The 4,552-nt window shown below is 62.3% G+C and carries 6 protein-coding genes; 4 read left to right on the top strand and 2 right to left on the bottom strand.

Annotated elements, in window-relative coordinates; all coding sequences use genetic code 11:
• Positions 1-216: 216 nt before the first annotated feature.
• Positions 217-630, bottom strand: a complete 414-nt coding sequence (locus AUC71_RS15175; protein WP_141701756.1) for a DUF5330 domain-containing protein — start codon at positions 628-630, stop codon at positions 217-219.
• 392 nt (positions 631-1,022) lie between these two features.
• Between AUC71_RS15175 and AUC71_RS15180 the strand changes: the two genes are divergently transcribed.
• The 4 genes from AUC71_RS15180 (at position 1,023) to AUC71_RS15195 (ending at position 4,329) form a co-directional block, all read left to right on the top strand.
• Entirely contained in the window at positions 1,023-2,801 is a 1,779-nt protein-coding gene (locus AUC71_RS15180; RefSeq protein WP_069624917.1) for a PAS domain-containing sensor histidine kinase, read from the top strand.
• Positions 2,802-2,909: 108 nt separating this feature from the next.
• Complete coding sequence (locus AUC71_RS15185) at positions 2,910-3,656, top strand: peptidoglycan-binding protein (RefSeq protein ID WP_083238471.1); 747 nt, start codon at positions 2,910-2,912, stop codon at positions 3,654-3,656.
• A gap of 21 nt (positions 3,657-3,677) precedes the next feature.
• Positions 3,678-4,025 (top strand): DUF1491 family protein, encoded by a 348-nt coding sequence (locus AUC71_RS15190; RefSeq protein ID WP_069624919.1) that lies wholly within the window; start codon positions 3,678-3,680, stop codon positions 4,023-4,025.
• A gap of 112 nt (positions 4,026-4,137) precedes the next feature.
• Positions 4,138-4,329 (top strand): hypothetical protein, encoded by a 192-nt coding sequence (locus tag AUC71_RS15195; RefSeq protein ID WP_069624920.1) that lies wholly within the window; start codon positions 4,138-4,140, stop codon positions 4,327-4,329.
• Here AUC71_RS15195 and AUC71_RS19815 read toward each other — a convergent pair.
• Positions 4,318-4,552: ATP-dependent DNA helicase RecG (locus AUC71_RS19815; protein WP_158007890.1), on the bottom strand; the 235-nt coding region annotated here is incomplete at its 5' end. The genes AUC71_RS15195 and AUC71_RS19815 overlap by 12 nt on opposite strands.

Genomic DNA, 4,552 nt, shown 5'->3' on the forward strand with positions numbered 1-4,552 from the left:
GTTGTCCGTCGCGACGTCCATGGACTCAATATAGTTCGCCATGCGGCAGGCTGCGACTGGCCTTCGTAAAAAGAAGGGCGCGCAGTTTGGGAGGGAAAGGGCAGGAACCTTCCCAACTGCGCACCCCCGATCGGCAGGGCGGGGGGCTGCCAATCACTTTTCTTATTCAGCCGGCAGAAGGCACGCGCCCACGGCAGGTGCTGGGAGTTGGGCCGTTTAGACGCCCGGCCCGCCCCAAGCCGCTTCGCGGTCCTGGGGGCTGAGCGTGTCTTGCGTTGCGGTCGGGCCCCAGGTCGCGGGCTCCATCGGCACGGCCGAGGGGACCGGCATCACGGAGCCGTCGCCCGGCATGGCCACGGGCTCGGAGTAGCTGCCGCCAAGCGAAAGAGAATCGGTCTGTCCTTCGACCAGAGCCATCATCATCTGAGCGCCGTACTGCGCTTTCTGGACCAAGACGGTGAAGGCGTCTTGACCCGTGGCGCAGGTCTGCGGATTGCGGTCGCAGAAGCTCACCACGTCGTTCACGGCGGCCTGCGCGGTGCCGTAGATCTGGTTCTGCTGGCCTTCATCGGTTGGGACCAGCAAGACGAGGATCAGCAGCCAAAAGGCTGACCTAAACAGGAACATCATCGGTTTGCCCTCTCTGTTGACTGCGGTTTGTATTCCGCATTTTTTCTGCATTCCCCTGCAGATTGGAACACTATAGCTCAAATGAAATAAAGGACCTTCTCTGCAATCAATAAAGTTTGAAACGAAAATTCCACTCGATTCTAACATTCACACGATTTGGACTTTGGTAATACTTGTTTCAAATTAATCTCTATTGCACGGAGAATTTAACTAAAGCCGGAAGCAAACGGTTAAGGGTTTGCGCCGCTTGGTCGTCGTGGTCCGCCCCAAACCAGCGTAGAACGGCCCTCAATCCGCGGCTAGCGGCGCTTTATGCTTTCCTTAAGCGCGGGCGCGAATAATCCACGACCAAAGATAATTCGGGGACGGTAGCGGCGACTCGCCGCTCTGAGATGCGTGTGTTTAGTCGTGAGAGTGTCCGTGGGCTGGCCGCCTATTTCGAGTCGCTGGTCCATGGGACGGCGCGAGGCGATGCGCTAACCATCGCGCGCCACCAATCCTTCATCGCGTCCCGTCTGCTTGGCGGCCTTCTGGCCCTGTGCGTGTTTCCCATTTATCTGGTGGTGGGCGGAAAGCCGTCGCTGCTCGGGGCCGCGGCGTTTCTTTGGCTCCTGTCGCCCATCGCCATCGCCATCTTCCTGTCGCGGACGGGCAGGTTCGCCGCCGCGCATTTGATCTCGGCCGCGAATTTCGCGGGTCTTATCACCTATTGCGCGTGGCTGACGGGCGGCCTCGGTTCCGCTCTCCTGCCATGGCTTGTCGTCGTGCCGCTCGAGGCCGGACTTGCCACCGACCGGCGCATTGTCGCCTGGGCGGCGGGCGCGGCCGCACTTGGCCTCGCGGTCCTTGCGCTTCTCGGTATGGCCGGAATGGTACCGGCGCCCCTCACATTGCCGCTGCCGGCGGATGCGTTCTCGTTCCTCGGCGTGGCGTCCGCCATGGCCTATGCGGCCGGATTGGCCGCCATGGTGCAGATGGTCCACAAGCAATCGGAGAACGCCATCCGTGCCGGCGAAGAGCGCTATAGGCTGCTGGCCGAGAACGTCAACGACATGATCACGCGCCACGACGCGAAAGGCCGCGTGACCTTCATGTCACCCGCTGGGCAACACCTCTTGGGCGAGCCCGTGCAGAAGCTTCTGGGAGACAGTCTGTTCGAGCATGTGCATGTAGCCGACCGGCCGGCTTATCTGACGGCGCTCTCCCGCTGCCAGGCTAACAACGAAGCGATGGCGGTGGAGTTCCGCGTGCGCCGCGCCGGGGCTGGCGATGCTGCACGCTACGCTTGGGTGGAGATGCGCTGCCGGCCGATGCCGCCGACCGAGGGTGGCGACAGGTCCGGCATCGTTGCCGTCACCCGCGATATCTCCGAGTATAAGGTGCAAGAGTCCGTGCTGCTGCGCGCCCGGGACGAGGCGGAAGGCGCGAGCCGAGCCAAGACGCAATTTCTTGCGAGCATGAGCCACGAACTCCGCACACCGCTCAACGCGATTATCGGCTTCTCCGAGATTCTCAATCGCGAGCTATTCGGTGCGCTCGGCGAAGTGCGCTACCGGGATTACGCGCGGCTGATCCACGAGAGCGGCGAGCATCTGCTCAATGTGGTCAACGACATTCTCGACATGTCGAAGATCGAGGCAGGCAAGTTTACGATCGTGAAGGAGCCGTTTGACGTCGCTTCGCTGGTGAATTCATGTTGCGACATCATGCGCCACACGGCGGAACAGAAGAGCTTGTCTCTGAAAGTCGATGTTTCGCGCGGGATCCCGGAGCTTGCCGCCGACAAGCGTGCGTGCAAGCAGATGTTGCTCAACGTGATTTCCAATGCCATCAAGTTTACCGAGCCCGACGGATGGGTGAAGGTTTCGGCAAGCTTCGAGGATGACACCGTCGTCTTCGCGGTGTCCGACAACGGAATCGGCATTGCCGACCAAGACCTGCCGCGTCTCGGCAGTCCATTTGTGCAGGCCAAGGGCTCATACGACCGCAGCCATGAAGGCGCCGGGCTTGGACTGTCGGTGGTGAGGGGTCTTGCCCGCCTTCATGGCGGAACTCTTGAGCTTACCAGCACGCTCGGCAAGGGCACCACGGCGCGGATCGTCCTTCCGCTCCATGCTCCGTCTGAGGCGGTCGAAGCCCCGGCGGAGGCGCCCACGGTCTCGGCTGCATGAGGGCGCCCCCCGGCGCTCGTTTAGTAACTCTTTAGTTTCCGCCGCCAAGATGCACGCGGAGGGGCGGGGTGCTCTTCCGCCCTCGATTCTCAAACGTTGACGGAAGCAATGGGCGTAGTTTCAGCGCGACTCGTGTTCCTGGCCTTTCTCGGCCTGACCGGAACGATCATCTACAACGCGCTCTATCTTCAGGAGCACGAACCGCACGGCGTCGCCAGCGCGCCGGCCACGACCGTACTGCGCCAGGTCGCGACGAAGACGATCCCCGTCGCGCCAAGGGATGCCGCCTCCGAGCTTGAGACACCGCCTTTGACTGAGCCTCCCGCCGATCTCAGCATGCCGCCTGTCAGCACGGATCTGGCGCCCTTGGCCTCCGATGCTGGCGAATCCCAGCTCGTCGTCAGGGCAGTTCAGCGAGAGCTTTCGGCCCGGGGCTATGACGTGGGGCAAGTGGACGGCCAGTTGTCCGGCAAGACACGTGCGGCCATCTCATCGTTTCAAACCAAAGAGGGATTGGCCGTGACGGGCCTCCCCAGCGACGATTTATTGCGTCAAATTCTGCTTGGCGACAGCGTCGCTCCGTCGGCCGCGACGGGATCCGTCGCCGCTTCCGACAGCATCGCCGCGAACGCGGAAGAGTACGGAACGGTGATGCGCGTGCAGCAAGTTCTCGCCGATCTCGGCTATGCGCCTGGCCCGGTCGATGGGGCATGGGGAGAGAACACGTCGCATGCGATCAGCGCCTTCCAGCGCGACCGCAACCTTGAGGAGACCGGACAAATCACGCCGGAGCTCCTCTCTGAGTTTCAACGTGTGACGGGCCAAGATCTCACAAAGACCGCCGCACACCCCTGATTTTCGCGTTAGTCTCGCGCCATGCGTTTAAGAAGCGAGATTTGGGTCAGCGCGTATCTGCGCCGCTGTCAGGCTCAGGCCGTGCCTGTGGTCATCGTGCGCCGCGGCGACTCCGAAGCAGGGGCGATCTTCATCTCGATCGATAGGCTCGATGGAACCGTGTGCCTTTACGGCCCTGCGCCGGCGGGGCTGGAGGGCAGCGATACGGACCGGCGCTGGGTTCGTTGCCTCGACGGAAAGGCGGCGACACCACAGGAGGTCAGCATCTATCTGGCGCGGCAAATCGAGTTCGATCCCGATCTTTGGATCATCGAAGTGGAAGACAGAGCGGGGCGGCACTTTCTAGATGGCGATCTGGTCCGGGCTTGAGTGGGTTTTCCGGGTTAGGAGTCCGTTAACCTTACTTGGGGCCTAATTCGCGAGAGGCGCACGCGCGCCACACCATCGCGCGTCGCGTGGGGTAATCCGTGGAGACTTGAGCATGGCGACCATTCTGGAATTCCGCCGAACCGAGGACGCCGCGGCTGGCAAGCCCGTCGAAGGGACGCTCGGTGAGATCATCATCTTCCCGGGCGTACGCATCGAGCGTCACGCGCCGGCCGAGGCGCCGGACCATATTTCATCGTTGGCCCGGCGGCGTCCGCCACGTGTCCGGAAGAAGTCACGGGCCTGAGGGATCAGGGTTTGAGCTCTTATGCGGGCCGCAATAGGTGGCTTTCAGCGCGCGCTCAGCTTCGGCGCCACGGCTGGGCCCAGCAAGCGGGGCGCGGATCAAGGCAATTCCTTCGGCGACAGGCGAACTGACCACCACCACGTTGTCGAATGCCTCGGGGGCATCCACTCCGACTTCGGCAACTGTTTGGTCTTTCGTGGCGATGATCAGATCGATTTCCGGC

This window comes from Methyloceanibacter marginalis (assembly GCF_001723295.1).
Taxonomy (GTDB): Bacteria; Pseudomonadota; Alphaproteobacteria; order Rhizobiales; family Methyloligellaceae; genus Methyloceanibacter; species Methyloceanibacter marginalis.

What these genes read in the sequence shown, in the direction of transcription:
- AUC71_RS15175 (WP_141701756.1), bottom strand. Translation starts at nt 630, where the DNA reads ATGATGTTCCTGTTTAGGTCAGCCTTTTGGCTGCTGATCCTCGTCTTG.
- AUC71_RS15180 (WP_069624917.1), top strand. Translation starts at nt 1,023, where the DNA reads ATGCGTGTGTTTAGTCGTGAGAGTGTCCGTGGGCTGGCCGCCTATTTC.
- AUC71_RS15185 (WP_083238471.1), top strand. Translation starts at nt 2,910, where the DNA reads ATGGGCGTAGTTTCAGCGCGACTCGTGTTCCTGGCCTTTCTCGGCCTG.
- AUC71_RS15190 (WP_069624919.1), top strand. Translation starts at nt 3,678, where the DNA reads ATGCGTTTAAGAAGCGAGATTTGGGTCAGCGCGTATCTGCGCCGCTGT.
- AUC71_RS15195 (WP_069624920.1), top strand. Translation starts at nt 4,138, where the DNA reads ATGGCGACCATTCTGGAATTCCGCCGAACCGAGGACGCCGCGGCTGGC.